This window comes from Desulfotomaculum sp., assembly GCF_982386235.1.
Window position 1 is genome coordinate 36,191 of record NZ_CEVWQM010000027.1, and the last position, 24,087, is coordinate 60,277.

The 24,087-nt window shown below is 44.8% G+C and carries 25 protein-coding genes; 14 read left to right on the forward strand and 11 right to left on the reverse strand.

Annotated elements, in window-relative coordinates; genetic code table 11:
- Positions 1–35: 35 nt before the first annotated feature.
- The 6 genes from cuyA to AC1U9Z_RS14640 all read right to left on the reverse strand — a co-directional run bounded on the left by cuyA (position 36) and on the right by AC1U9Z_RS14640 (position 6,266).
- Positions 36–1,043, reverse strand: coding sequence for a D-cysteate sulfo-lyase (gene cuyA, locus AC1U9Z_RS14615; protein WP_479958133.1), 1,008 nt, complete (start codon positions 1,041–1,043; stop codon positions 36–38).
- Positions 1,044–1,137: 94 nt separating this feature from the next.
- The gene (locus AC1U9Z_RS14620; protein WP_479958134.1) at positions 1,138–2,406 is read right to left on the reverse strand and encodes an APC family permease; all 1,269 of its coding nucleotides are present in this window, start codon (positions 2,404–2,406) and stop codon (positions 1,138–1,140) included.
- Positions 2,342–2,566 (reverse strand): hypothetical protein, encoded by a 225-nt coding sequence (locus AC1U9Z_RS14625; protein ID WP_479958135.1) that lies wholly within the window; start codon positions 2,564–2,566, stop codon positions 2,342–2,344. The genes AC1U9Z_RS14620 and AC1U9Z_RS14625 overlap by 65 nt, the downstream gene beginning before the upstream one ends.
- 277 nt (positions 2,567–2,843) lie before the next feature.
- Positions 2,844–3,557 (reverse strand): GntR family transcriptional regulator, encoded by a 714-nt coding sequence (locus AC1U9Z_RS14630; RefSeq protein WP_479958136.1) that lies wholly within the window; start codon positions 3,555–3,557, stop codon positions 2,844–2,846.
- Between the two features lie 102 nt (positions 3,558–3,659).
- Positions 3,660–4,865, reverse strand: a complete 1,206-nt coding sequence (locus tag AC1U9Z_RS14635) for a DegT/DnrJ/EryC1/StrS family aminotransferase (RefSeq protein WP_479958137.1) — start codon at positions 4,863–4,865, stop codon at positions 3,660–3,662.
- A gap of 288 nt (positions 4,866–5,153) precedes the next feature.
- On the reverse strand, positions 5,154–6,266 hold the full coding sequence (locus AC1U9Z_RS14640) for an iron-containing alcohol dehydrogenase family protein (protein ID WP_479958138.1): 1,113 nt from the start codon (positions 6,264–6,266) through the stop codon (positions 5,154–5,156).
- 173 nt (positions 6,267–6,439) lie between these two features.
- Between AC1U9Z_RS14640 and AC1U9Z_RS14645 the strand changes: the two genes are divergently transcribed.
- Positions 6,440–7,825, forward strand: coding sequence for a substrate-binding domain-containing protein (locus AC1U9Z_RS14645; protein ID WP_479958139.1), 1,386 nt, complete (start codon positions 6,440–6,442; stop codon positions 7,823–7,825).
- A gap of 90 nt (positions 7,826–7,915) precedes the next feature.
- Here AC1U9Z_RS14645 and htpG read toward each other — a convergent pair whose 3' ends face one another.
- Positions 7,916–9,760 (reverse strand): molecular chaperone HtpG, encoded by a 1,845-nt coding sequence (gene htpG / locus AC1U9Z_RS14650; RefSeq protein ID WP_333532550.1) that lies wholly within the window; start codon positions 9,758–9,760, stop codon positions 7,916–7,918.
- 422 nt (positions 9,761–10,182) lie between these two features.
- Here htpG and nhaB point away from each other — a divergent pair, with 422 nt between their 5' ends.
- Complete coding sequence (gene nhaB / locus AC1U9Z_RS14655; protein ID WP_479958149.1) at positions 10,183–11,721, forward strand: sodium/proton antiporter NhaB; 1,539 nt, start codon at positions 10,183–10,185, stop codon at positions 11,719–11,721.
- Between the two features lie 48 nt (positions 11,722–11,769).
- Here nhaB and AC1U9Z_RS14660 read toward each other — a convergent pair whose 3' ends face one another.
- Together AC1U9Z_RS14660 and AC1U9Z_RS14665 are read right to left on the reverse strand one after the other, a co-directional pair.
- Positions 11,770–12,150: a DUF4363 family protein gene (locus AC1U9Z_RS14660; RefSeq protein WP_333532548.1), complete on the reverse strand. Its 381-nt coding sequence runs from the start codon at positions 12,148–12,150 to the stop codon at positions 11,770–11,772.
- 25 nt (positions 12,151–12,175) lie between these two features.
- Positions 12,176–12,856 carry a DUF421 domain-containing protein gene (locus AC1U9Z_RS14665; RefSeq protein ID WP_479958140.1) on the reverse strand — a complete coding sequence of 227 codons (681 nt, stop codon included), beginning with the start codon at positions 12,854–12,856 and terminating at the stop codon, positions 12,176–12,178.
- Positions 12,857–13,001: 145 nt separating this feature from the next.
- On the opposite strand from AC1U9Z_RS14665, the gene AC1U9Z_RS14670 reads away from it, so the two are divergent.
- The 10 genes from AC1U9Z_RS14670 (at position 13,002) to AC1U9Z_RS14715 (ending at position 20,240) form a co-directional block, all read left to right on the forward strand.
- Positions 13,002–13,208 carry a DUF1657 domain-containing protein gene (locus AC1U9Z_RS14670; RefSeq protein WP_333532546.1) on the forward strand — a complete coding sequence of 69 codons (207 nt, stop codon included), beginning with the start codon at positions 13,002–13,004 and terminating at the stop codon, positions 13,206–13,208.
- 72 nt (positions 13,209–13,280) lie between these two features.
- The gene (locus AC1U9Z_RS14675; protein WP_333532545.1) at positions 13,281–13,496 is read left to right on the forward strand and encodes a DUF1657 domain-containing protein; all 216 of its coding nucleotides are present in this window, start codon (positions 13,281–13,283) and stop codon (positions 13,494–13,496) included.
- A gap of 23 nt (positions 13,497–13,519) precedes the next feature.
- Entirely contained in the window at positions 13,520–14,380 is an 861-nt protein-coding gene (locus AC1U9Z_RS14680; protein WP_479958141.1) for a DUF421 domain-containing protein, read from the forward strand.
- Positions 14,381–14,393: 13 nt separating this feature from the next.
- Positions 14,394–14,873 carry a stage V sporulation protein AC gene (gene spoVAC / locus AC1U9Z_RS14685; RefSeq protein WP_333532543.1) on the forward strand — a complete coding sequence of 160 codons (480 nt, stop codon included), beginning with the start codon at positions 14,394–14,396 and terminating at the stop codon, positions 14,871–14,873.
- The gene (gene spoVAD / locus AC1U9Z_RS14690) at positions 14,873–15,880 is read left to right on the forward strand and encodes a stage V sporulation protein AD (protein WP_333532542.1); all 1,008 of its coding nucleotides are present in this window, start codon (positions 14,873–14,875) and stop codon (positions 15,878–15,880) included. The genes spoVAC and spoVAD overlap by 1 nt, the downstream gene beginning before the upstream one ends.
- A gap of 13 nt (positions 15,881–15,893) precedes the next feature.
- Positions 15,894–16,247 carry a stage V sporulation protein AE gene (gene spoVAE / locus AC1U9Z_RS14695; RefSeq protein WP_333532541.1) on the forward strand — a complete coding sequence of 118 codons (354 nt, stop codon included), beginning with the start codon at positions 15,894–15,896 and terminating at the stop codon, positions 16,245–16,247.
- A gap of 17 nt (positions 16,248–16,264) precedes the next feature.
- Positions 16,265–16,708: a YhcN/YlaJ family sporulation lipoprotein gene (locus AC1U9Z_RS14700; RefSeq protein ID WP_479958142.1), complete on the forward strand. Its 444-nt coding sequence runs from the start codon at positions 16,265–16,267 to the stop codon at positions 16,706–16,708.
- Between the two features lie 109 nt (positions 16,709–16,817).
- Positions 16,818–17,321, forward strand: coding sequence for a BglII/BstYI family type II restriction endonuclease (locus AC1U9Z_RS14705; RefSeq protein WP_333532539.1), 504 nt, complete (start codon positions 16,818–16,820; stop codon positions 17,319–17,321).
- An 81-nt stretch (positions 17,322–17,402) separates the two neighbouring features.
- Positions 17,403–19,313, forward strand: coding sequence for an NAD(+) synthase (nadE, locus tag AC1U9Z_RS14710; protein ID WP_479958143.1), 1,911 nt, complete (start codon positions 17,403–17,405; stop codon positions 19,311–19,313).
- 246 nt (positions 19,314–19,559) lie between these two features.
- Entirely contained in the window at positions 19,560–20,240 is a 681-nt protein-coding gene (locus AC1U9Z_RS14715; RefSeq protein WP_479958144.1) for a hypothetical protein, read from the forward strand.
- 172 nt (positions 20,241–20,412) lie between these two features.
- Here the strand turns inward: AC1U9Z_RS14715 and AC1U9Z_RS14720 are convergent, their stop codons facing one another.
- Complete coding sequence (locus AC1U9Z_RS14720) at positions 20,413–21,561, reverse strand: DUF4179 domain-containing protein (RefSeq protein WP_479958145.1); 1,149 nt, start codon at positions 21,559–21,561, stop codon at positions 20,413–20,415.
- A gap of 19 nt (positions 21,562–21,580) precedes the next feature.
- The gene (locus AC1U9Z_RS14725; RefSeq protein ID WP_479958146.1) at positions 21,581–22,138 is read right to left on the reverse strand and encodes a sigma-70 family RNA polymerase sigma factor; all 558 of its coding nucleotides are present in this window, start codon (positions 22,136–22,138) and stop codon (positions 21,581–21,583) included.
- A gap of 211 nt (positions 22,139–22,349) precedes the next feature.
- Here AC1U9Z_RS14725 and AC1U9Z_RS14730 point away from each other — a divergent pair, with 211 nt between their 5' ends.
- Together AC1U9Z_RS14730 and AC1U9Z_RS14735 are read left to right on the forward strand one after the other, a co-directional pair.
- The gene (locus tag AC1U9Z_RS14730; RefSeq protein WP_479958147.1) at positions 22,350–23,396 is read left to right on the forward strand and encodes a DUF2157 domain-containing protein; all 1,047 of its coding nucleotides are present in this window, start codon (positions 22,350–22,352) and stop codon (positions 23,394–23,396) included.
- The gene (locus AC1U9Z_RS14735; protein WP_479958148.1) at positions 23,393–23,929 is read left to right on the forward strand and encodes a GDYXXLXY domain-containing protein; all 537 of its coding nucleotides are present in this window, start codon (positions 23,393–23,395) and stop codon (positions 23,927–23,929) included. The genes AC1U9Z_RS14730 and AC1U9Z_RS14735 overlap by 4 nt, the downstream gene beginning before the upstream one ends.
- Positions 23,930–24,087: the final 158 nt, after the last annotated feature.

Genomic DNA, 24,087 nt, shown 5'->3' on the forward strand with positions numbered 1-24,087 from the left:
AATTACCTCCTAATTAAACCTTGCATTTTTCTGATTTATTTGTTCTCGGCCAGGGTCACATCGGTGTAGGCGAAGAGTGCGGGCCAGCCGCCTGTGTGGACAAACAAAACGTTCTCATCACTCTTGAAATAGCCCTTACGGATCAGGTCGATCATACCAGCCATGGTCTTACCGCTATAGACAGGATCAAGCAGGATGGCCTCAGTCCGGGCTAGCATCTGAACGGCCTCTACCATGGAGTCGGTGGGCAGGGAGTACCCGGGTCCCACATAGTCGTCGAAGACCTCCACGTCTTCCAGCTTAATCTCGTTGGCGATCTCCAGCTTCTTGGCTAGGCTGATGGCAAGGTCGTAAACGGCCTTCTGCTGCACGTCCTGCTTACGGTTGACGCTGATGCCGGTGATGGGAATGTTGGCGTTATTGCCCTTGATGCCCGCCACCAGTCCCGCGTGGGTGCCAGTGCTGCCGCTGGGACAGACAATGTGATCAATGTTCAGACCCATGTTAAAGGTCTGAGAGAGGATCTCTTGGGCACAGGCCACATAGCCCAGACTGCCGATGGTGTTGGAGCCGCCGCCGGGAACGATGTATGGCTTGCGACCCTTGGCCCGCAGCTCATCAGCCAGCTTCTCCATCTCCTTCATCATATCGCAACCGCCGGGAACCACCTTGATGTCCTCTACGCCCAGTAGGCGGAAGAGATAGTTGTTACCATTGGCATCTACCTTATAGCTGTTGGTCACCCGCTCTTCTAGGATGAGCTGGCACTTCAGACCCTCCTTGACTGCAGCGGACAGGGTAAGTCGGCAGTGGTTGGACTGGACGGCGCCACAGGTGAGGATAGTGTCGGCTCCCTGGGCAAGAGCGTCGGCCATCAGGAACTCCAGCTTACGAGTCTTGTTTCCGCCACCGGCTCCTTCCAGCAGATCGTCCCGCTTGATGTATATGTTAGGTCCACCCAGAGCCTTAGTGAGGTTAGGCAGGAATTCGATAGGGGTCTCGTAGGCTGTATAGCGTCTTCTAGGAAATTTTGCAAGATTCATAATTTATTCCTCCTGTATATTGACTAAAGCTTAATATCATATGAACATATTCGGCAAACCAGAATAATGCCTGACAGTTTGTCTCAAGGTCGGCTTACGTGTTGCGATGCATGGCATGTCCGCTATATTCACCCAGCATCAGCTGGTCCAATTCCTCCGTTGTCATCGTCACCCGCTTGGACTGGAAGATATAGACCCCCGCGCCGATAAGGCACCAAGCACCCAGCATACAATACTCAATGTTAGTGAGGCTACCAGGCATGCCGGGAATGAGCAGCAGGCTCAGAATAGTCAGGGCCAAGATACCTCCCAGCAGGAAGCTGAATCGCTTGACCCCCGAGACATACTGGGAATCCTTCTTGGCTAACAAGAAAGCCGCCAAGCAAGTGTAGCCATATCCAAGGGCGTTGCCCACCGCCGCCATGTCGACGATCCAAATAATGATCTGACGGCCAATCAAAGGGAAGAGCAGTGAGAACACTGTAATAAAAATGACGGCGTTCCCAGGAATCCCGTGCTTATTGACCTTGGAGAACCAGCCCGGTAGAATCCTAGCCCGGCCCATGCTGAACAGCACTCTGGAACTGGAGAGCATCTGCCCGTTAATGCCCGTAGCCACACCCATGACCGACGCAATGACCAGGCACACCACGCCCCCGGTTCCCATGGTCATCTTCACGGCCTGCATGGTGGTCCAGGGAGTATCCATGGTCACCATCTCGGTCCAGGGCATGGGAGCTGCAGTGGCAAATGAAGTGGAGATATACATCAGAGCACCGGACACAATGGCCAGTACCAGCAAAAGAGATGTCTTTTTGTGATCGAAACCAAACTCCTCCGAGGACTGGGGGATAGTGTCGAAGCCGCAAAAAGCCCATGGTGTGATAGCCAAGACAGCGGCAATGCTAAAGAAGACGGTCTTGTCCATTGGAAAGAAAGGCTTAAGATTCTCCACCTTGAATCCTTCGAAGGTCAGCGCTCCGGCCAGGAGTATCAGCACCGCCCCTACCATGGCAATTGTCGTCATGGTCTGAATGTTGCCGACCTTTTTTATGCCTGTATAATTCATAAAACCATAAATCAGTATTGCTGCTAAGGGTATGAGTACATCCACCATGTAAACATCCCAGCCACCAATGGTATACAGGTAGCCGTGCTTAAACCACCCCGGAGCCACAAACCTCCCCACTAGAGAGAGCGCCGTGGCGTTCAAAGGGACTATGGCACCGTACGCCAAAACCAGACCCCAGCCCACGATCATGGAGTGAACTCTACCTAAGGTACAATAGGCGTAGGCACTAGCACCTCCGGCCACAGGGATTTTTTCCACCATATAGCTGTAACTGCGGCTTATGACGATCATAAATAGACCGCCAACCGCCGATTATGCCGCCCAAGCCGCCCAATTTAAGCCATTCCCCCGGCATAACAAAGCAGCCAAAACCAATGATCGTCCCCAGTGCAATGGACCAGATCGCAAGTGGACTCAGGGATTTTTTAAGTTCTCTCTGTTTATCCGTCATTTTTAGTACTCCTCTCGATTTACAGTTTGCAAAGCCTTTTCCAGGTCGTATTTAATGCCGCTGTAACGGATAATGGTGTACCAGATATGCAAAAGCGGAAAATTAAAGTAGAATCTACTCGCCTCTCCCGGGCTAACAAAGGTTAACATCCCTACATCGTGATGTACGGACAAGTCAAAGTGTAAAAAATGCAAGTTTGGGAGGATAGTTCCCATCTTGCTTTTTAAAAGGACACCTACTGGCGATCTGCTCCTTTTGGGGGGAAAACACACTTCTATTACTCCCTACCTCGTCCAAAATGCACCACGAATGCATAATAGTCTGAGCGATAGACGCTCTGCTCATACTCTACAACGCGGCCTGACGGATCATAGTTAATACGCTCAATGAAAAGCACAGGAAGGGTCTCCGGTATGCTCAGAAGTTCCTGCTCGCCTGTGTCCGGCATCCTAGCTGTAATGATTTGTTTGGCGTCCCACAAGGTGATCCCAAACTCCTCCAGCTTCGTATATGTAGCAACATCGTTCAAATCACAGTCAAGAAACTTTTCTCCTATTTCCGCCGGATAATAGTTTCTTTCAAAGGATACTGGTGTGGTGTTGGCACATCTCACCCGCTCCATGCAATACAGCTGCTTTTCTCCAATCGTCTGCACTACTTCTTCCGGTTCCGTGGTGTGGTACATACGCAGAAAATTAACATGCGGCTTCATACCTTGCTGTCGGATAATGTCCTGAAATGTACTGAATTTCCCAAGCCACTCCTCCACAGGCTTAAAAGATATGAACGTGCCCTTTCCGTGTACCTTTTTCAGTAACCCCTCTTCCACTAAAGTTTTGATAGCGTGGCGAATGGTGGATCTGCTGACGGAAAAGCGCTCCATCAGTTCCAACTCGCCTGGGATCTTCTCTTCATAGACACCGGCTAAAATTTCCTTCTCCATGGTCATTTTTACCTGTAAATGCAGCGGTAAATACTGCTCAAGCTCCAATTTAATTTATCCTCCAAATCCTACTGTTTTCGTATCATATTATAGATATAATACAGGTTTGTCCTTACGAAATCAAGGTGGATTTGAAATTCGAAGTGTTGCCTAACCAAACACCTCGTCAACAGCTTCTTGGATCACGGTGGCGATGACCTCGCAGTCTACCAGCGAGAAGGTCAGGGGTACACGGAAGTCACACAGCACATTAAGAATCTTTCTGGTCTGGGGGAGCGCCTGCTTGTTTTTAATGTACTCCCAATTTTCCCATGAGCTGGTAAATCCTCTGGCTTCCTTAGCACCAAACCACTTGATCTCTACTCCCCGCTTGGCGCAGGCAGCCACGAAATCCCCCATCTGCCCATAGGTAGCGCCAGGGATCAGGAACTGAAGGGACGATCCCACATAGGTCTCCTCCGGCGGGCGGATAGGAAGGGACAATTTTACGATACTAGATAGTCTCTTCGCCAGAAGGTCATACCGCTCGTTCCACCGCCGACACTGGGTCTCCAAATTGGGAAGCTGACTGCGGATCAGGGCCGCCACCAGGTTGGACATGCGCTGGCTAAGGTTGGGGATGATCCCCTTGTACTTTTCGAATACATCAAGCTCCGGCCTGGAAAGATGGCTGCTGTACAACATGTAGGAACCAGAATAGAGGATAGCTTTAGCGATGACATCATCGTCGTCGGAAACGAAAAGCCCGCCCTCTCCGGAATTCATATGCTTGTAGGTCTGGGTAGAATAGCAGCCAGCCGCGCCGAAAGTGCCTGTCATCTTGCCCTTCCAGTAGGCCCCGACGGTATGGGCACAGTCCTCCACCAGGGTGATGTCCAACCGCTGGCAGATCTCTGTGACCCGATCCATGTCCACCACGTGGCCCCGCATATGGGACAGTAGGAAGAATTTGGCTCCCGTAGCCTTGGCCTTGCGCTCGAGATCATCCAGGTCGGTGGTAAGATTTTCGGTGATCTCCACGAAGACCGGATCGGCCCCGGCATTTTCCATGGCTCCCGGCACCGGCGCCAGGGTAAAGGAGTTGCATAGTACCTTGTCTCCTGGTTTGACGCCCACGCTCTTAAGTGCTAGGTAAATTGCGCTGCCACAGGAGGAGACACCCAGGCAGTACTTGCTCCCCACATAATCGGCATATTCGCATTCCAACTGAGCCGCTTCCGAGGTCTCGCCTGCCGCAGTATTATAGCGGTGGATCCGACCGGAACGCAAAATTTCAACGGCACGTGCGATTCCCGCCTTGGGTATGGGTTCTTGTTTGGTAAACTCTTTTGTGAATATAGTAAATTCTGAATTCATGGTCTTCCCTCCTTTCTTTATATTTTTATCTTATCAAAACATTGTCATGTTGTCCATACATCATTACAAGTTATTGCGAGTTATTTTGCAGCTTATTTTATACTTAAAGTTATTCTGTTTAGCGCAAAAGCATGGAAGATGAGTCAATTTAACTGCCACTTATGCTGGTCCGTTAATGAGAGAAATGCTATCGTTTAAAACTGACATAGGATAAATTTTTTCAGAAAACAAGCAAAAAGGAATCCTCTATCACCTTAGAAGGTGATGCAGGATTCCTTTTTGCTTCTCTTAACCATCTGCCAGATTACTTAATTTAAATATCTCATCGATATCCTTTTCCTCCGGAAATTTTGCAGAGTTCACTAAATTTTTCGTTTTCATAATTTTACCAACAAAGTTTTTCTGTTCTGCACGGGTAAGTTTCAAGTCGACATTGGGCAGTACCCTTGTTAGAAGTTCCCCTACCTCCGAAAGGTTATGGCATCCCATTGCCTTTACCACCTGACCAACCCTTTCCGGACAATCCTGTTCTATAAAGTCCAGTGCCGCTTTCAGTACCACGCCATTGGCCAAACCATGGGGTAGGTTTTTGTAATAAGTCAAGGGGTAACCCATGGCATGAACAATATTGGTTCCGGTTTGGGCAATGACTATACCAGCCAACATCGAGGCGTAAAGAAGTTCCTCCCGCTGGGCCAGAGAAATATGATCCGGTTCCATGGTTTGGAGCAGCTTACCCAGCATACCAATACTTTCTAATGCCAACATATCGGATAACACTGTTGACCGCTTATTTAAATAACCTTCAATACTATGGGAAAGTGCATCAACCGCCGTATTAGCAGTGATTTGCCAGTTAAGCTTTAACATGTATCTGCCATCCAAAAAGGTCAGCTTCGCAAATAAATCTTCGCCGGCGATAGATATCTTTGTCTCAGCAGTATCCACTGTAAGAACAGCATAGGGTGTTACCTCACTGCCGGTACCGGCGGTGGTGGGTATGGCCACGAACGGCAGGGCTTTGACAGACCAATTTCTTTCTAGCAACTCCTCCGGACGGATCTCGTTAACCGCCAATACCGCCACTGCCTTTGCGGCATCCAGGGGACTGCCTCCCCCAATACCTACAATAAAGTCGGCAGCCATTTCCTTCGCCCTTTGCCCGCCCCGGAACACCGTGGCAAGGCCGGGGTTTTCTTCTACTTCATCAAATATTTCATATTGGATACCCTCTTTTTTAAGGGCGGTGATCACATCGGCCAAAGAGCCATTTTTTTTGGAGGAACTTCCCCCTGTTACAATCAAGGCCTTATTGCCCAAGGCTGCCAATTGCCCACTGTTTCGATCAACGCATTCAGATCCGGCAAATATTTTGGTTGGACAGTGAAAACTAAATTGCATCGTGATCCTCCTGAAATGTTATTCGCACCTTTTTAATTCTATCAATATTTTAACTCCCAGACCATATTGTTACGGATATAAACTTTAATTATTTTTAATTATTGAAGTTCAGCTAATATTTCCTTCCTTTTAAGTCATAATAGATGTAAGAATACACAAGCAGAGGTGCTGCAATGAAGGATAAAACAAGCAAATCCGTGATCTTATTTATGCTCATACTATCTCTTGTTTTTATTTCCGGTTGTCCCGGTAAGGAACCGCAACCAAAGCCGGAGACCCAGAAAAAAATTAAAATCGGAGTCAGTTTAGCCTCCATGGAGTTTGACGGCAACAAAATTATTAAGAAATTTATGGAGGATCGCAGTAAAAAGGAAAAAATTCAACTAACCTGGCTGGATGCTAAGATGGACCCCTCCCAACAAGAAAAGGATGTTGATAAATTAATCCAACAAAAGGTTCAGGCAATCATTCTGCAAACTGTTGACCCCAAAGAGGGTGCCAAACTGGTAGACAAGATTGTCCAAGCTAAGATCAAGGTCATTGGCTTGGAAACACTCCCCTATAATGCACCACTGGATGGTTATGTAGCTGCCGATCATACCCGGGTTGGTGAATTACAGGCTAAATTCATTTTAAACCAGGTAAATGGTTCCGCCCAAAATACCCAAGGGCAGAGCCAGGGACAACAGGCAGGTGAAAATTCCCAACAGCAAGACCAACCAGCAATAAAATCCAATGTCAAAATTCTTGTCATCAAGGGCGATCCCCTGGACCCTGTGGCCAAGCTCATTGCTGACAGTGCCCGGGGGGTCTTGGAACAAAGCAAAAATGTAGAAAAGGTTACCGTTCAGGAACACCCCGAGGGTGACCCCGAACTGGCCCAAATGACCGTAATGAATACCCTCCAAGAGGGTTCCATCGATGCCATTATCGCCACAGACGATCGTTTGGCGGAAGCCGCTGTTAAGGCCTTAAAGGCTGAGAATAAAGCCAACACCGTCATAACCATTGGTGTGGGTGCTGATCAGAAGACATCCGAGGCACTGCTCAAAGGAGATCATGATGCCGAAATTGATATCATGCCAGAGCAGTTAGCCAATTTTACGTTGGATGCAGCCTTAGACCTGGCGCAAAAGGGTAATTGGAATAATGATACCATTATTCCAAATGGCAATTTTGATATCCCAGCCAAAATCATACCCGTACGCTTAATCGATAAGGAACAATCTCACCTCCTGTTGGCCCGCTGGGGTGATCTGAAAAAAGAAGAGAAAAAAGCCCAGGAAGAACAGGCCGGGCAGCAAGAACAAGAGCAAAACCAAGAACAACAAGGGTCTTCCGAATCCTCCGAGGGTGGCGGCTCGGATAAGGAATCCGGTCAAGGTAGTGAAGGTGATAAAGGCGGCCAAGGAAAGAAAACCAAGGTAAAAATCGTCACCCAGGACGGTAAAGTGATGGAAGTGGAAGTGGACGGAGAAATTAAAAAAATCGAACAGGGTGAGGGTGGCGACGAGAAGGGCAAAGAAGGCGAAGAACAGGGTTCCCAAGGTGGGCAGTAGCTATTTAAAGGTCCCTTAAGTGATCGCTAACCATTTTACACAAAACAAAAACCCCTGTAGATACTGACCCTACAGGGGTTATCCATTCAATTACTGCAATGCTCTTTCCAATATCTTATTCATTCTTTGTACAATCCCCCGGGGGTCGACAATCAAGCCAGCAGAAATTAGAGCATTGTCAAATAGTTGCTCCGCAGCCATTTTAGCAAAATTTTCATCCTGCTGTTTGAGATTGCTTAACCGTTGGATCATGGGGTGATAGGGGTTAATTTCTAAAACCTTGGGTCCGACCGTATTTAAATCCTGATTTGCCATTTGCATCATTCTGTGCATGCTGCTGGTAAATTGGTCAGCATTTAAAACAATGGCGGGGCTATCTGAAAGACGTTTTGACCCTTTGACTTCACGAACCTTTTCCCCCAGTACGTCCTTTAACCACTGGCTTAGGGCTTCGATTTGATCAGCTTCAAGGGACTCCCCCTGTTGCTCAGCTTCGGGCAATTCAAGGTCTGCTGAATCCAGTGAACAAAGCTTTTTTCCTTCATATTCGCCCAATTGGCTTAATACATAATCCTCCACCGCCTCATGGGTGTAAAGGACTTCAATGTCCCGGTGGCGGAAGGCTTCCAGATAGGGACTGGCTTCAATTACCTCTTTGGTGGGACCATTGATGAAGTAGATACTGTTTTGATCTTCTTTCATCCTGTCTATATATTGCTGCAGGGAGACCAACTGACCTTCCTCTGCCTTCGATGAACCAAATCTTAAAAGCTTGACCAATTCCTTGCGATGGGTATAATCCGTGGTTGCCCCTTCACGGATAAACATACCAAAGTTTTGCCAGAAGTCCTTGTATCTTTCTGGTTCTGTTTTAGCCTGTTGGTTTAAAAACTTAATAATGCGTCCGGTAAGAATTTTACTAAGCTTTGCCATCAGGGCACTATCCTGCATGGTTTCTCTGGAAATATTTAAAGGGATTTCCTCACTATCCACCACGCCCCTGACAAAACGCAACCACTCCGGTAAAATATCCTTGGCCTGTTGTTGAATAAGAACCTTCCTACAATATAGATGAACACCCGGTTCCAGGCGCCCAAAGCCAAAGCGTTCAAAATTATCCTTGGGGAAAAACAACAGGGCATTCATGGTCAGGGGAGCATCCACTGAAAAATGCAGTTTTAATAAAGGTTCCTCATAGGCATTGGCCACATATTTGTAAAACTCCGTATACTCTTCCTCGGTAACTTCATTTTTATTTTTTGTCCAGATGGCTTGTACCGTATTAACCTTTTCGCCGTTTACTGTAATGGGAAAGGGCACAAAGCCAGAATATTGTTTGATAATCCTCTTGATGACATCCTCTTTGGCAAACTCCTGGGCATCCTCTTTGAGGTGCAGGGTTATCTTGGTTCCTCGTTGCAGCCCCTCTTTCGTATGGATGGTATAACTCCCGATCCCTTCTGATTCCCAGATCGTGCCCTCTGCATCAGGTTGGTAGGAAAGGGTCTCTACGGTAACCCGATCTGCCACCATAAAGGCAGCATAGAACCCTACCCCAAACTGGCCAATCAGGTTGATATCCCTTTGCTCCCCTTCGGCAAGGTATTTGATAAAGGCCTTTGATCCAGAATGAGCAATGGTCCCCAAATTTTCAATTAACTCCTGCCGTGTCATACCGATACCACTATCTTCGATGGTTAAGGTATGCCCTTGATCGTCTAATTTAATGGATATTTCCAGCGGCAATTCACCATTTCTTATTTCTTTATCCGTTATTTTACGGTAACGAATTTTTTCCAAGGCATCCGCAGCATTGGAAATAAGCTCCCGCAGAAAAATCTCCCTATCCGTATAAAGGGAATGAATGACAATGTTGAGAAGCTGTTTAACCTCGGCTTGAAACTCATGTACTTCGTGGTTGACCTGTTGCGTCATTTTTTTACCTCCTCCACTGATTTATGGTAAAACATTCCCAATAAATAATATAGTTAGGCTCAATACATTTGTCAATATTATGTATGAATAACAAAAGAAGGAGACTTTTCAGACCTACATATTCTACACAGGTGACAACATTTTATTGACACATCTTAATAACAGCAGTAATTGACCTCTAATCAAATTTATTGATTTTTTTCCTAGACAACTTTTCCTAGACAACTGTTTTTATTTTTGCTATACTTCTACATGAGTAAAATAATGTCTAAACGCGTTGTACAATTTTTTATGTACAAGGATTTAGCTAACGGGGGGGGTAGCTCTTATTAGGGTTACCTTTTTTTACTTTGAAGTTCTTTAGGGTGACCCAAAATTAAGTGTTTTTAAAGGATAAACAATTACTATTTTTCATTTTGGAGGTGTATCATTTGGAACAAAAGGGTATCGGACAAGTGAAACAGCTGGGTTTCGGACAAGCATTCAAAGCAAATTTTCTGGGTAGTGCTCCGAACTGGTACAAAACAACAATTCTGGCTTTTCTGGTGTTGAACCCTATTTTGATGTTTACCGTCGGTAAGACCGTTACCGGTTGGGTATTGATTGCCGAATTTATTTTTACTCTTGCCATGGCACTAAAATGTTATCCACTTCCTGCGGGTGGACTGCTTGCGATTGAAGCCGTTGTGATTGGGCTTACCAACCCCCATTCGATCTATCACGAAGTTCAATTGAACCTCCCGGTTATTCTGCTTCTGATGTTCATGGTTGCCGGGATCTATTTTATGAAAGACGGTCTTGTGTACCTATTTTCCAAAATACTTACCAAGGTACGCTCAAAAATCGCCCTTGCATTTCTGTTCTCTATAATGGGTGCCGTTCTTTCCGCTTTTCTGGATGCGCTAACCGTAACGGCAGTGATTATCGCTGTGGCCTATGGGTTTTACGGCATCTTCCACAAGTTTGCTTCCAGCGAAAAAATATACGATAAGTATGACGTCAATAACGACCATATTGTTGATGACAATTATCAAGAGGACCTAAACCAGTTCCGCGGTTTTCTGCGCAATCTGATGATGCATGGTGCTGTGGGTACAGCGCTGGGCGGGGCAACAACACTGGTTGGTGAACCGCAGAACCTGCTGATCGGCACTGTTATGAAATGGGACTTCGTTGATTTCTTTTTACACAGCGCACCTGTTTCTATCCCTGTGCTCATCGTTGGTCTTTTGACCTCCATACTCCTTGAAGTCACCAAGTTTTGGGGCTACGGCTATCAGCTTCCTGACACTGTTCGAAAGGTAATGGAAGATGACGTAAAAGCCAAAGAAGCTGCGATGGATAACCGCGAACGCGTGCGCCTGATTATTATGGCGATAGCCGGCGTTGTGCTGATTTTCTCCCTGGCACTTCACTTGGCGGAAGTCGGTATTATTGGTTTAATGATTATTATCCTGCTTACAGCTTTCAACGGTGTTATTGAAGAAGGGCGCATCGGTCATGCCTTTGAAGAAGCACTGCCCTTTACCGCGCTGCTGATCGTATTTTTCTCCATTGTTGCGGTTATTCATGACCAGCATCTGTTTACGCCGATCATTCAGTGGGTACTGCATATGGACGGACAGAATCAGCTTGTTGCTTTCTTTGCGGCAAACGGTGTCCTTTCTGCAATCAGCGACAACGTATTTGTTGCCACTGTATATATGAGTGAGACACAGAAAGCCTTTGAGGCTGGCGGCATTGCACTGGAGCATTACCAAAAGATGGCCGTTTCAATTAACATGGGTACCAACGTCCCCTCCGTTGCTACACCAAACGGTCAGGCGGCGTTCCTGTTCCTGTTAACCTCTGCCCTTGCTCCGCTGATTCGCCTGTCTTACATGGAAATGGTGAAACTGGCTCTGCCATACGCCATCGTTATGACTACTACCGGTTTGTTGGCAACCATGTACCTGTTGTAAGATAAAGGGGTCAGGCCTTGAATGATTCAAGGCCTGACCCCTCTTCATTTACAGTATGTTTTTAAGATTAACCGTCTCCTTCTCTGGTAGGTGCAGGATCATTAGTTTTAACTCCGAAAGACTTCCCATCGATAGAGCCCTATTTTTTGCTGCAACATACTCTTTTAATTTAGCCAAGGAAAATTCTATATTATCGATTTCCTGATGATCCAATACCACTGGCCACCAAGATCCAATCTCCTGCCACTGTTTTTCCAAATGCTCCACCTTTCCAGAGGCTTCCTGCCAGTTACCCCGTTCAACTTCCTTTGTCAACACTTGAATGCTCTGGCATAAATCCTGAGACGCAACCTCCAATGAATGGTTAACCCACAAACCTAAGCCAATTGCCAAAGCAACTGCAATCGATAATATAATTAATTGCTTCATGCCCTACCTCACATCTAAAAAAGTTCTAGGCCCTTTGATTCTTGAGCTGATAAAACAAATTGCCCTGGGTATCCAAACTTGCTAATAGTACCTGCTTTAGGTCATGAATACCAAATTTACTAAGTTCACTGCTTAACCATTGTTCAGAAAGATTTATTTTATCAAGATTATGTACAATAACATAACCATCAATAATTAAAGAGATGGGTATTCCCTCGTAATCCGTAGGAATATTAAGATCCGCAGGGTTAATTGGTCTTTTTTGGGATTTTGGAATAACACTGATCTCTCCACTTGTTTCCAGGATCGCGAATTCCACGTCGGCAATATCGGGAAAATTTTTTGTCCTTAATTGTTCCAATAAATCATTTATGTTGTAACGCAATTTATATAGCTCTTGTTCCATGATTTTGCCATTTTCAATTAAAATACTTGGTCCGCCGCAGATGAACCCACGAAGTCTCTGACTTTTTAATAATGTATAAGAAATAAGCACCTCTAAAAATGCCAAGGTGATGATGGCTATAATGCCAATTACCAGCGGAAATCGGTTATCAGCCATTGGTAAAGAGGCCAACTCTGCCAACATAATAATAATGACCAATTCATATGGTTGAAGTTTACCAATTTGCCTTTTACCCATAATCCGCAGAGCAACTACCACTAGGGTAAATAAAATTAAAGTTCGTATCATAACAAGAATCAACTAAGAACACCCCAATGTAAATGTCAATCCTCTTTAATTATCCCTAAAAATAATTAATTTATACAAATTATTATTTGCCTCAGGAGAATAGATCGTTTTTTTATCGGGCAACTTAAACTCAGAATATTGAAAGGAGGAATTTGACATGACAGTAGCTTCACAAGTAAAACAAACCTTCGCCAGCTTAAAAAGTGCCCAATCAAATTTCGAGTCCTTTGCTCTCAACACCCAAAATCAGCAGGCCAAGGATTTGTATACCCAAGCGGCCCAACAAACCCAATCAATTATAGACAGCCTAGAACCAAGGGTGCAACAAATCGAACAGGAAGAACCACAATACAAAGGCTTTTAATATACAAAAACCGGGTCCTGGATCCGGTTTTTGTATATAAACTGCCTCCATTACGAAAGATATTTAGGTGGGGTGATTGAAGTGACCGTAGCTGCCCAGGTAAAGCAAACCCTTGCCAGTTTAAAGGGAACCCAGGCAACCTTAGAGGTATTTCATCGTATCGAACAAGACGAAGCGAATATAAAGTTACTGCAAAATAATTCCCAGCGCATCCATGAAATTATTGAAAGACTTGAAAACAGAGTAAAAATACTTGAATTTGAGGAACCACAGTACAAGGGTTTATAAAAACCGATAAGGGGAATTGAATCATGCCAGATTGGTTAATCATAGGACTTCGCTCCCTGGGGATCTTTGCCTTAACTCTGCTAGCTGTTCGGATCATGGGCAAAAGGCAGACTTCCCATCTCACTTTTTTTGATCGAATAACCGCCATTGTCATTGGTGTACTTGCTGCTGCTACTTCCCTTAATCTTACCAATGGTTTGATAAATGGTTTAGCGGCACTGGCTGTATGGATATTGTTACCGATTTTTCTTTTTTGGCTGGCCCTTAAATACAAAACAGTCCGAGATATTTTGTTGGGCAAAGAAACGATCCTGATCAATCACGGCAAGGTATTGGAAGATAAACTTAAAGAAGTTCGTTTCACCCCTGAAGATCTACTTAGTCATCTGCGCAGAAATAATGCTTTTAAAGTTGCCGATGTGGAGTTTGCCATGTTGGAACCAAGTGGAGATGTCAGCGTACTTTTGAAAAAGGGAAACCAACCGGTCACTGCCTCTACGATTGGTTTGCAAGTTAACCATGAAAGTGTACCTCAAACGGTGATGCTAGACGGGGTTGTCATGGATGAACCCCTTACAGCAATGGGCCTCAATCGAAACTGGCTGCATACAGAACTAGAGAAAGCGGGAGTTGCACCGGAAAATGTATTTATTGCCCAGGTGGACTCCTTGGGGCAACTCTATTTAGATTTATTTGATGATGCCGCCCAAGTGCCACAACCCAAAACGAAGGACTTGGTATATGCTACTCTCAAGAAATGCCAGGCTGACTGCGAACTGTATGCTCTCGGTACGAAGGCGGCCTCTGCCAAAAAAAACTATAGCCAGTGTGCAGCAGAACTGGATCAAATCATTTCGGAATTAAAGCCTTTGCTTAAAAGGTAAGGGGTGAAAATACATGTCAAATAAAAAGAAGAAAAAATTAACCCCCACCCAACAGGAATATCAAGCCTTTGCTAAAGCAAGGGAACCAAAACGCCCGGTACTGACCAACGTATTGAGGGCCTTCCTGGTGGGGGGACTAATCTGTTTAGTTGGTCAGGGAATCCAGGATATCTTTATCTGGAATTTTGATTTTACAGAGAAAACTGCCGGAGGCCCCACTGCTGCTGTTTTAATCTTACTATCTGTTATTCTTACCTCCCTGGGAATCTATGATCATATTGCTCAATGGGCAGGTGCCGGTACCGCTGTGCCGGTAACAGGCTTTGCCAATTCCATCGCCTCCGCCGCCATCGAGCACCGCACGGAGGGACTGGTCCTCGGTGTGGGGGGAAACATGTTTAAATTAGCCGGATCTGTTATTGTTTTTGGCGTCTTTGCAGCATTTATCGTGGCACTAATTAAAACCTCATTGAAAGCATTGGGGGTGGGTTAATGTTAAAGGGCCATCAAACCTGGGTATTCCCCAATAAACCCGCTATACTGGCTACTGGTACTGTGGTAGGTCCTTTCGAGGGCAACGGTCCTTTGGCCAATGATTATGACTTAATTCACGGTGACCTATGGGTGGGACAGGACAGCTATGAAAAGGCTGAAAAAAAAATGATGGAAGAGGCTTGTGAAATTGCCGTAAAAAAATCCGGGCTGCAAAAGCAGGATATTCAGTTTTTCCTAGGCGGTGATTTATTAAACCAAATTATTTCCTGCAGCTTTGCAGCCCGTAGTTTGGCCGTCCCCTATCTAGGCTTATTTGGTGCCTGCTCTACCTCAATGGAAGGACTGGCCCTAGGTTCCCTGCTAATCGAAAGCAATGCAGCCAAATATTTGCTCTGTGGTACTGGCAGCCATAACGCCGCAGTGGAAAAACAATTTCGCTACCCAACGGAATATGGGAGTCAAAGACCTCCCACCGCCCAGTGGACTGTAACAGGGTCCGGCGCAGCCTTATTGAGTCACCAGGGAGATGGGCCCAGGGTGACTTCCGCTACCATCGGCAGAGTCGTTGATATGGGTCTAAGTGATCCCTTTAATATGGGTGCTGCCATGGCCCCGGCAGCGGTCGATACCATTACAGCACACTTGAGGGATCTTGGCATATCCCCCCAGGAATACGATTTAATTGCCACCGGAGATCTGGGACAGATAGGGCATACCATCGCCCGTGATTTGTTAATAAAACATGGACTAAAAATACCAGAGAAAATTTTTACTGATTGCGGCCTGCTGATCTACAGTAAAGATCAACCAGTGATCGCCGGGGGCAGCGGTTGTGGTTGTTCAGCTGTTGTCACTTATGGACACATTTTAAATCGGATGAAAAAGGGTGAATTAAAAAAGGTATTAATTGTTGCTACTGGTGCCCTGCTTTCGCCGTTATCTTACCAGCAGAAGGAAAGCATTCCCTGTATCGCCCATGCTGTTTCTCTGGAGCTGAATGTTTAGGGGGGTATTACAAATGGAAGGGTATTTTTGGGCCTTTGTGGTAGGTGGCTTGATTTGTGTAGTGGGACAGTTACTGATGGATATAGGAAAATTGACCCCTGCTCACACCATGAGCCTATTAGTGGTGGCTGGTGCAATTTTAGACGGTTTAGGTCTCTATGAGCCTTTAATTGATTTTGCCGGTGCCGGTGCTACCGTTCCTATCACCAGTTTCGGCAACTCATTAGTCCACGGGGCCATGGCTGAGGCTGAAGCCACTGGACTTGTAGGCATTATAACCGGCATATTTGAAGTGACCAGTGCAGGCATTTCTGCCGCCATTATTTTTGGTTTTATGGCTGCACTTATTGTAAAACCTAAAGGATAGATAGAAAAGGTGATCAAATGAAAAAAATCTTCACTTTCGTCCTATTGGGAATGATGATTCTTTCCCTGGGCTGTCAGATGCAATCCACTAAAAAGCCGGAACAGAAATCAGCTAAAAAGGAAAAATCCGTACAAATCGAACCGGAACTGGCTGAAAAAGCTAAAAAAGCCGCTTTAACAGTTAAAGGTGTAGAAGCCTCCACCGCAGTTGTTATTGATAAAAATATCTCAACCGGCATCAAAGTCAGTGGCTTTGATCGACTAAGGCTCGATTCAATAAAAAAAGAAGTTCATAGCAAGATGTCAGAAATCAACGATGAATACCAAATACATGTGACCTCCGATAAAAAGTTATTTAAGGAACTTCAAGAGATAGAAAAAAAAATCACGGAGAAAAACCTGCGCACCACCACTGAGCTGCATAAGAAAGTTGAAGGAATTAATAAAGACATGAATGGGTAATATTGGGGGTCAGGCCTTGAATAATTCAAGGCCTGACCCCTTATAGGCAGGAAATAGAGAAAATTCGCAGAAGTTATAGTTAATACTAAACAAAAGGTCGGTGAGGGCGATGAAAATAGCTTTACAAAAGCATTATTACCGGTCGGCCCACGATATAATGGCGGATGATTTTGCAAATGAGATCGATAATCTCTTGTTGCAATCAACCAATGACATTCCTTCCCTATCTCGGATTTACTATAACCACTTATTAAAGGAGCTTTTTAAAAATAACGGCTGGCAAAATAACCCCTCGCTTTTTCACGAACCAGTTAACCCCTTTGATAAGATTGAGCTGGTAAAAAACAACATTGGCCTAGAGATTGGCTTCCGACATGCGTCATTAACAGGGCATAATCTGTTAAAATTTCAGTTGTCTCCCGTACACAATTCCGATAAAATTGATATGGGTATTTTTGTGGTAACCACCCATAACTTCCAAAAACAAATGAGAAAAACCTTTGGTCAAAATTGGAGCGGGGCCATGACCTTTGAAAAAACCGATCGGTATTTACGAAACTTTAAAACAACCCTGCAAATACCTATTTTTTTAATCGGAATTGATGCTGCCTAATGCCCGTACCAACATGTACCGGGCATTCTTTATGTTTATAAGGCAAACGATAGAATGGAAAACATCAGAAGAGGCGATGGCATGAAGATAAAAATTATGATGGGCCAGATGGAAATAATACCGGGACGTCCCGACATCAATACAGCAACCATATTAAAGATGATGGATGAAGCCCGCCATGCCCAGGTTGATCTGGTAATCCTACCGGAAATGTGTATTTCTGGCTACTTATTGGGGGATACCTGGGAACAACAAGCCTTTTTACGGGATTGTGAAAGCTACGGCCAAGATGTGATTAAGGCTTCTCAGGGCTTAACCGTGCTCTTTGGCAATGTGGGCATAGACTGGGGTAAAAAGGGTGACGACGGTAGAGTTCGCAAATATAATGGCTTTTTTGTGGCCCAAAACGGCAAACTTCTGGGCGAGGAAAATTTTCCTTATCCCTTTCGAATTAAAACCCTACAGCCTAACTACCGGCAATTCGATGATGAACGGCATTTTTACAGCCTACGGAAATTAGCCCAGGAATACAGCAAAGCTCCAGCAGAGCTATTAGAGCCGGTTTATCTTAACCTAAAGGGACAAAACTTAGCCTTGGGTTGTATGCTGTGTGAAGATGGGTGGAGTGAAGATTTTTATGCGCTAAAGCCCATGGCAACCCTGGCCGAAAAAAAACCACTGGATATGTTTATTAATATCTCCTGTTCCCCCTTTACCCTGGGAAAAAACAAAAAAAGAAACCGGATTTTTTCCCGCTTAGCCAAGCAGACAGGGGTTCCAATAATCTATGTAAATAACGTAGGTATCCAGAACAATGGCAAAACCATTTATACCTTTGATGGTTCCAGTACCGTCTATGATAAAAACGGTACGGTGATCTATCATTGTGCCGAACCATTTAAACAGAGTTCAGAGATATTTGAACTAAATTTAACCTCTGAGACCTTTCGTGACGTTACCGAACAGGTACCAGCTAATCAAGAAGCAGGTTATATTTACCAATCCCTTAAATATGGCATTGAAAAATTTTCTTCTTCTATTGGTTTGAAAAAAGTAGTTATTGGTATCTCCGGCGGCATTGATTCTGCTCTTAATGCTGCCCTCTATGCAAATGCACTGGGTCCAGAAAATCTGCTATTGGTAAATATGCCTAGTAAATACAACTCCCAGACCACCAAAAATTTGGCTCGGCATCTGGCCGAAAACTTAAACTGCCTGTATACAGTAATACCGATACAAGAATCGGTGGACTATACGCTCAGCCAGTTGGAAAGCACCCCGATCATTAATCCAAATTCAGGCCAAACCAACTACCTAAGAATTAGCTCCTTTATGGCTGAAAACATCCAAGCGAGGGATCGTTCCGCCCGGATTTTAGCGGCAGTGGCTGCTGCATTTGGGGGCGGTTTCTCCTGTAATGCTAACAAAACGGAAACCACGGTAGGCTACTCCACCCTCTATGGAGATCAGGCAGGATTTCTAGCTGCCACTGCCGATTTATGGAAGTATCAGGTCTATGAGCTTGCCAATTATCTAAATCATCAGGTGTACCGGCGTGAAGTAATACCGCAGGGCATTATCGACATTGTGCCCAGTGCTGAATTAAGCTTTGAACAGGCCGTTGATGAAGGTAAAGGAGACCCGATCATCTACTCCTATCACGACTATCTCTTTCGCTCCTTCGTTCAATGGTGGGACAAGGCTACCCCTGAGGATATTTTGACCTGGTATGCAGAAGGGATACTGGAAGAAAAACTGGGCTGTGAGGCCGGACGGATTAATAAGGTCTTCCCCGCCGCGTCAGAATTTATTTCTGACCTAGAACGCTGGTGGAAACAATTTACCGGCATGGGTGTGGCCAAGCGCATTCAAGCCCCCCCTATCCTAGCCCTAAGTCCCAGGGCCTTCGGCTTTGACCACCGGGAAGCTCAGAACGGGGTTTATTTTACGAAAGGGTATTTGCAGTTGAAGGAAGAATTAATGAGGTTATAGCGTAAGGGGTCAGGGTTGCGGTATTCATTATCAATAATGAATACCGCAACCCTGACCCCTTTATGCCTGTCACCTACTTGCAAAACTTATCTTTTTACCATATAGGTAAGCGAACATACCCTATTCGTCTCAAAATATCTCTGTATGTCGAAAAACATTCTTATTTTCATTTGCATGAAAACATTTCAGTTTTTATAAATAGACCGATAATATAAGTATAGAGTATTTTTAAGGTGGTGCTTGCGCATGTTGTCTGGTAGCTTTCTGCCCGTTATATCCGGTACAATGCAAAACTATTTGAAAAATACCGAGCTTAAGATGAAGTTTGAACAGCAAAAGCAAAACCCTACTATGCCCAAGGCTAACGAAGAAAAAACCGCCAAACAAAGGGAAATTGAAAAATTCCAAGAGGATTTGGCCAAAATTAACGAGGGAAACAAAACTGCCTCATTGGATATAAAACTTTGGGCGGGCGGCGAATTGACCGATGAAGAATTACAATATTTGAAACAAAAGAACCCAGAACTGTACCAAAGGGCCATGGACATCAAAGAGGAACGCCGAGCCTACAAAAAAGCACTTGAACGCTGCCGGACCAAGGAAGAGGTCGACCGGGTACATACCTCTAAAATTCTAGGATTTATGTCTGATGTTAAGATCATTCAATCCAATGCCGGTGCTTTCGGGGAAAAGTTGGTGGAGCAAATTAACTGCCGGATGGCTGGCATCTCATCCGAGCAGACAAAATTTATCAAATCCACAAAATATCGGGCATTGCCCACCGAACAAGAATTTAGGAAAGGCAAAAGAAAGAAAAAAGAACCTCCTGCGGTTGGTGAACAGAAAAATATTTCTTATTATAAAATCGTAAGAACACAATTAAAAAATAAACTGGCTGGGGGAAGATTAAATAAAATGATTGATTAGTTAGCAAAAATTGGCTTAGTTTTATGGAACGTTCGTGAATGTAAATATAAGTCCTGGGGGAAAAGAAAAGAGTGGAATATCATTCTTTTAGACAATTAAGAAAGACCCGCCGCAAAAATAGGGCGGGTCTTCCTCTTTCTCTTTCTCTTTCTCTTTAAACAGCTTGCTGGTTTTATTTCGCGGTGCTAAGGTCTACGGTAATTTGTTGCATCGTCCACTCCCCAGCGGTGACTCCCTTCGGCAAGCCTTCATTGGTAAAATGAGTTTCCTTGCCGTTTTCATCAATGGACACACCGCCGCCCTCGGTAGGATACAGTTTCAAGGTCGGTGTAATCAACAAGGTTTTTGCTTTAGGATCAAGGGGTTTAAAGGTGATGCTATATTCCATTTCCGTTGTTTCAGCACCAACCTGGCCCTGCCCGCCATTCCCTTCATACTCATAGACATTGCCCAAATCGTCCTTGATCTTCCAATCCAACTGCACCGATCTGGACAGATTGTTGGGGCTGATCTCCGAGTAGTGCAGAATGGTATTAATGGGGGTTAGGGAGAGTTGCTTTGCGCTAACAGCCACATTCTGAACCCGATCCTGATTTTTCTCAATCATTACCTCTTTATAAGCCAAGGTTTTTAAAGCCACGCTGTAGTTCAGTCTACAGTCTATCGTCTTAATCTCTTGCTCGACTCTCCCTAAGCTACTTACCCCAGAAACACTCCAGCGGAAAGAGAGGGTATCCCGGGGCACCTTTTCGCCGGGAAATGAATAGTTGTTTTGCCCCACATAGACACCGGGACTAACCCTTCTTACCTGCGCGCCACCGGTCATGCCAGTGACACCCCTAACGTGGAGGTGATCCCGCACGTACAGTTCTTCGCCCAAGTCTTCTTTGGTTTTTATGGTATAGGTCAGGGCTAAGGTTCTGCCGTCATAGACCCCTTGGTTTAGTGTCAATTCGATACCATTATCTTCCTTTATCATATTGATGTCCAAAGCACTTTCTTGATACAAATCATAAACTCCCGTCCGCCCGCCATCTAAAAACCGGAAAATATCACCTACCACAGGAACTTCCTTGGCATGAACAGGAAAGGCCAGGCCAAAGCCTGAGATGCCCGCCAGCATAATCGTAATAGCGGCTACAGCCACCATGGCCTTGCTTTTTCTCCACCTCTTCTTCAACCCAACCGGCTGACTGGTTTGAGCAATCTTTTCTCTGACCATTTTTTTGACTCTCGCCTTTTCCAGCTCGTCTACCTCTGCCTCTGCCAACTCACTTGGGTCAATATTTATTTCATTAAAATATTCATAGATATCTTTCACTGGTTCATTCCCCCCTTCTCTAAAAACTCAAGACACCTTCTATCAGTTGTTTCTTGCTCCTGTAAATACGATTATCCACAGCGGATTTGGTTAGTCCCAATTTGCCGGATATCTCTTCTGCGGACATACCCCAAAGAAATTTCATAATGAAGATGCTGCGATCTGTAGCAGAAAAGGAGTTCAGCAGTTCTTTCATCTCCTTGGTGTTTTCTTTAAAAAGCACCTGCTCTTCGGCCGATGCCTGCGGCAGCAGCATGTCCAGGCTCTCCTGATCAGAAGCAGGAATTTCAACATATTTTCTTTCCCAGCGATAAAAATCAATGGCCTTGTATTTAGCGATGGCGCAGAGCCATTTGCGAAAATCCACTTCGCCTTCCCCCTTGAATTTTTCCGCATTATGCCAAAGGGCCAAGAAAACATCACTGATACATTCCTCTACCAGTTCCTGCCTTCTGAGAGGAAGCAGGACCTGTCTGACAATACCCTTCACCAAAGGAAAAAATTCATCCATGATCAACTCCAGGGCAGCTTCCTCTCTATTTTTCAAGCGCCTTATGTAATTTCCATTGCTATTCATGGTTCCCCCCCTTTCCTTGCAAAAGCTCTTACACTCTATACAACGAAGTTAACATCCGTTTTTCTCAAAATAAATTTAAAAAAACAACGGCAAGCAATCGAGCCGCTGTTTCTCTTTTTTGACATCCTTTTATTAATGGGGGATTTTTATGCTTTATCAAGAACCCTTTTCCTGGTTTTTGCGTCTTAACTAGTGAAAGGGGTTTGGTAAAATGCGCTATCTTAGTAAACAGCAGTATAAGTTTTTGCAAGAAGAACTAGCGTACAGCCGGGAGCAGGATGTCCTTAGCCAGGAAAAGACCGATAAAATCCTGGCTCTCTATGCCATAAAGCCCGGACTTGGTTTTGTACGGGTCATGTTAGTCATTGGAGCCGTACTGGTAGGATTGGGTATTCTTAGCTTCATAGCATCCAACTGGGATGAGTTGACCAAACTTCTTAAATATCTAATCATTGTTGGTATATTTCTTGGCTTTATCGCAGTCAGCTACTCTATGTCAGAGAAATATCCTAAGACATCCAGGAGCTTTCTCTACCTGGCACTAATCACCTATGGTGCCGGCATCTTTCTCATTGGTCAGATGTTTAATTTTGGCGGGCATTTTACACAGGCCTTTTTACTCTGGGCCATCGGGGTCTGTCCCGCTGCCCTGCTCTATAAAGATAAGCTTATTTTCCTCTTTACGCAATTTTTGCTGCTTATCTATACTCTCGGTTCTATTGATACAATCGGATTTGCCTATGGTATTTTGTTACTGCCGGCCGGTTACTATTTTGCCAGGGGTATCCCCTCTCACTCCATTACTTTATTTAATCATCTGCTTTCGATTGCCGCTGTTATTTATCTGGGAAAATTCTTTACGTTTGAACCGATTATGACGGTTCTTCTATTGTTTATCCTCGGCCAGGTCGCCTTTTATAAACTGCCGCCTATCTACAGATGGCAGGGAGCACTGCTCTTTTGCATCACTGGTTTCATGCTTACTCTCCCAGGCATCTGGGAGGTTGGGAAACTGGCTTCATTTAGTACGGAAATAAGTATTGCCTTTTCTATTGGCTACCTCCTCTACCTGCTCTGGCTCGTTAAAAAGGAATACTTGATACCTTTAATTTTTATTTGCGCCACTATTTTCCGCTATTACATTGACTTTACCTATGCTTTTATGTCCAAGTCCTTTGTCTTTATCAGCGGCGGCCTGCTACTCTTACTCTTTGGCTACTATATTGAGCACAGCAGAAGAAAGGGGGTGCGTTCATGAGAAAGTATCTTCTAATTGCTTTGTTACCGCTATTGATCCTACTTGGACTGACGGTTAAACCGGTGCTTACTTACACCCTGGGAGAGGAAATACTTCTTAAAACGCAGCCCGTTGACCCTTATGATTTATTCCGGGGCCGTCATATGATGGTTGCTTATGAAATATCCTCGGTTGCCAGTAGTAAAATGCCGGGCGACTTTAATCCTGTTAATAACGAAGGCCCTTATAACAAAGCGGCAAAAAATTACCGGGAAAAAAAGCTTTATGCCGTTCTTAAAAAAGAGGGTTCCTATCACACGGTAGATCGCATTGTATCCGATAAACCGAAAGGTCTTCACCTTCCTTGCAACTATCAGTATGTAGAGAGAATTGACAGCGAATATCGTGTTAGACTAGACTACCAGCTTGATAAATACTTCATCCCGGAGGACAGCAGCCCAGAACTGGAAGATGCCGCCAGAGAAGGTAAGGTTTCGGCCAAGGTCAAAATTTATAATGGCTACCCGCTGTTGGTTGACTTAAGTAAATACTAAAAACTAGTCCAAACCAGAAAGGGGCTGTCGCAGTAAGCCAGCCTGGAAAACAACAAAAGACGGCGACTGGCAGATGCCAGAAGCCGTCTTTTGTTGTAAAATATAGTTGTGAACAAAACTTTACAGCCAAATTATACATTAACCGGGAATGTATATCA